Below are 3,254 nucleotides of genomic sequence, written 5' to 3'. Positions count from 1 at the left end.
AAAGGCGGGAGTAAAGGGCGGTAATTTTGCTATAATCAGTCATGTGCATAACCTCCTGTGCGTCCATGTAGGTGTCCTTTACACTTAAAATTATGCACTCCAGCGGGCGGTTCCGTATCTCCTTGGTGAAGGTGATCACAATACCGCCAGCAATGGTGAGCATGCCGTTGGCCCGCTGAGAGGGGTCGTGGCTCTTGAGGGACAGGCCCAGCTGGAGGACACCGAAGCCCAGCAGGATCAGGCCGATGGCCCGAATCAGGGAGAAGATGAACTCGGAAAGGTTGTTGACAACCGTCAGTGGATCGTCCGCGGCAAAGGCCGGGACAACCATAACGGTCAGCGCCAGAACAAGGCAGGAAAACAGGGCGTACAGTTTCCGTGCGCGGCGCTCATACTTACGGGTGGTCAGATCATGTTTCATGCTGCAGTCTCCTTTTCTTTGTCGGTTTCATCGGCAGAAATAATCTGGAAGAACGGTGTGCCTGGAATGGCCGGTGTGGTGTTGTGTCCATGGTGAATATATGGCGCTCCGCCTCCGTCCACGGTGTAGCGGATAGCGGGGTGCTCAGTCAGTTCATACTTTAGGTCCATGACGGGTTTTGCTCCCCGGATAAACAAGATGCAATAGCGATTATCCAACGCACGAACCTCATCGGGGGTAAGCAGCTCCCGTCCGCTCATCTGGAAATTGGTGGAGTAGGAGCCTGATTTGCCCTTGGTCTGCCCATGGGTCTTTGTATCAATGGTGGCCTTGCCCAGAGCCTCGGAGATGTACTTATGGGTGCTCTGCTCGTTGCCGCCCAGATAGAGGATGGTGTCAGAGTTGCCGGGGATGGTTTCCCAGGAGTCCTTGTACAGCTCCTTGATCTGGGCCATGTTCTGGATGATGGTGCTGCAGGAAATATTTCTGGAACGCATGGTTGATAGCTCACGAGGTAGTCCGCCCAGGTTAATGGACGGTGCCTCGTCCAGTACGAAATGAACATGGCAAGGTAATGCTCCATGGTGAAGTTGGTCTGCACTATAATAAAGCGTCTGAAACGCCTGGGAATAGAGCAGGGACACCAAAAAATTGAAGGTGTTGTCATTGTCCGGGATCACGGCGTAGAGAGCGCATTTCTTTTCTCCCAGGGTATAGAGGTCCATATCGTCGTGATCCGTGATGGCCCGGATCTGGGGCAGGTTAAAGGGGGCCAGACGAACCGCAGCGGAGACCAAAATACTCTTGGCTGTCTTGCCCGCGCTCTGCTTGAATACTTTGTACTGCCTGAGAGCCACGCTCTCCGGATTCTCCCGTTCCATGGCCTGGAACAGCAGATCCAGGGGGGAGAGATACTCGTCATCCTCCTCTCGAACCTCCGCGTATTCCAGCACCCGCATAACCATGGAGAAGTTCTGCTCATACTCTGGAGCCTCCTGGAACAGCATGAGGATGATGGCTTGGAGGAGCGCCGTCTCAGCTTTCGTCCAAAACGGATCAGATTCATGGCTGCCCTTTGGTGTGGTAGCCTGGATGAGGTTATTGACCAGCTTGAGGACATCTTTTTCATCTCTCAGATAGCGGAATGGGTTGTATCCGTCCGAATCCTCCAGGTTGACCAGGTTGAGTACCCGGATGTCATATCCCTTGCTTTTCAGCCACCCTCCGGTGGCTGTGAGCACCTCCATTTTGGGGTCAGTGATGACATAATTGGTGTTGGCCTCCAGGATGTTTGGTTTCACATAGCTGCGGGTCTTGGCCGCGCCGCTGCCGCCAATCACCAGGACGTTGAGGGAGCGGCGGTGCTTGTGGGTGTCCAGGCCCAGGCGGACATGGCGGGTCAGGATCTTGTTCTCTTTTTGGCGGAACATGGCGTTGACCTGTCGGGGAGAGCCCCAGGCGGCGGAGCCGTGCTCCTCGCCGTCCCGAGTACGCCGCTGTTCCGAAGCGTAGACGCATAGGCCCATGATATAGAGGCCGGTGCAGATCAGGATGGACAGCAGGCTTTTGTCTGTCCAATGGATATCCAGCGGGTGCTGGAGCGCCGTTGTCAGATTGGTAAGAAGTTCCGGCAATCCACGCCCCAAGGATTGGGCAATGAGCAATGCGCCCCAGACCACCGGAACATAGAAAAACAGGGCCAGGACAATGTCCCCGGCCCTGGAGCTTTGTTTCAGGAAAACTCACCTCCAGACAAAACACAGGGGACTCAGCAGATGGATTCGTCTGCTGAGTCCCCTTGTTTATGGTGTGATGATAACACACGGAATGTGCTGTTGTTTGGCGTAAGCGATGGTATTTCTGGTCCCTCCGCTCTCGCCTGTGTAGACCGCGATCACCCGCCCAGAGTGATCTACCATCCATTCATTGCGGCGCTGGTATGCGGAATAGGAGAACTCCTGACTAATACAGCGCACCAGATCTGCGTGCCGTATCACCTCCACATAACGACTAGTCCAAGACGCACTCCAATGAAGCCCAAAATTTTCATACGGAAGTGCGCAGATCAGCTTCAGTCGGTTATCTGATACTCTGCGTTTAAGAACCAGCTCTGCCGCGCAAATATCTACCCCCTTTGCCATACCTGAAATAAATGTAGTAAACCCATCCTCTATCGCTCGGTCGATTTCCTGTCCTAATCGTACACATAGCTGTTCTTCTGAGATGTTCAGCTTTTCTGGTCTGTGTCCCGTAAAGCAGCAACGGTGTTTCCGTAGCTCTTGCTCATGCATAAACCACCCCTCCTTTGGTGTAGACTATAACATTATCTAATGTAATAGTCTATACCTTCGAGCGAGCAATTCCCTATTATCTAACCATAACATTAGATAATAGGAGCATGAGATATGGTGAAACTGAATGTGTTGGAATTGCTGAAGAAACAGGGCAGGACAAAATATTGGCTCTATAAGCAACTTGGAATGAGCTATCAGAATTTCAACCGAATGGTAAACAATGAAACCCAGTCTATCAAATTGGAGCGAATTGAAACCCTTTGTTTATTGCTAAACTGCACACCAAATGACTTGTTTTTAATCGATTGTGAGTGTGAACATACGCCCCAACTGTAGGGGCATTATCTCTGCTTGGGGCGTCCTTTTTGTTTGCTTCTGGCCGGAGCCGCTTTGTGCTGCCGATTTAGCTGCTCCCGGTACCCCTTCAACTGTGCCAGAACAGAGGGGCGCTCATGGGTCGTCTCCGTACTGATTTCGCTCTTGGAGATACTGGAGCTGCCGCTGATACCGGCCAAGTCGAACTCCGACCGAGACTCTTT

At 52.5% G+C, this 3,254-nt stretch carries 3 protein-coding genes and 2 pseudogenes; 1 reads left to right on the top strand and 4 read right to left on the bottom strand.

Annotated elements, in window-relative coordinates:
• Positions 1–115: 115 nt before the first annotated feature.
• The 3 genes and pseudogenes from B5F88_RS18760 to B5F88_RS18750 form a co-directional block, all read right to left on the bottom strand.
• A pseudogene (locus B5F88_RS18760) lies at positions 116–421 on the bottom strand (formate hydrogenlyase); the annotation flags it as partial.
• The gene (locus tag B5F88_RS18755) at positions 418–2,055 is read right to left on the bottom strand and encodes a type IV secretory system conjugative DNA transfer family protein (RefSeq protein ID WP_242959890.1); all 1,638 of its coding nucleotides are present in this window, start codon (positions 2,053–2,055) and stop codon (positions 418–420) included. The gene B5F88_RS18755 and the pseudogene B5F88_RS18760, both read right to left, overlap by 4 nt.
• A gap of 168 nt (positions 2,056–2,223) precedes the next feature.
• Positions 2,224–2,712, bottom strand: a complete 489-nt coding sequence (locus tag B5F88_RS18750; RefSeq protein ID WP_087348995.1) for an SLOG family protein — start codon at positions 2,710–2,712, stop codon at positions 2,224–2,226.
• Positions 2,713–2,826: 114 nt separating this feature from the next.
• Here B5F88_RS18750 and B5F88_RS18745 point away from each other — a divergent pair, with 114 nt between their 5' ends.
• Positions 2,827–3,051, top strand: coding sequence for a helix-turn-helix transcriptional regulator (locus B5F88_RS18745; RefSeq protein ID WP_087348993.1), 225 nt, complete (start codon positions 2,827–2,829; stop codon positions 3,049–3,051).
• Positions 3,052–3,056: 5 nt separating this feature from the next.
• Here the strand turns inward: B5F88_RS18745 and B5F88_RS18740 are convergent.
• A pseudogene (locus B5F88_RS18740) lies at positions 3,057–3,254 on the bottom strand (hypothetical protein); the annotation flags it as partial.

The organism is Flavonifractor sp. An306 (assembly GCF_002159455.1).
Taxonomy (GTDB): Bacteria; Bacillota; Clostridia; order Oscillospirales; family Oscillospiraceae; genus Flavonifractor.
This window is presented reverse-complemented; position numbering and strand designations above follow the sequence as displayed.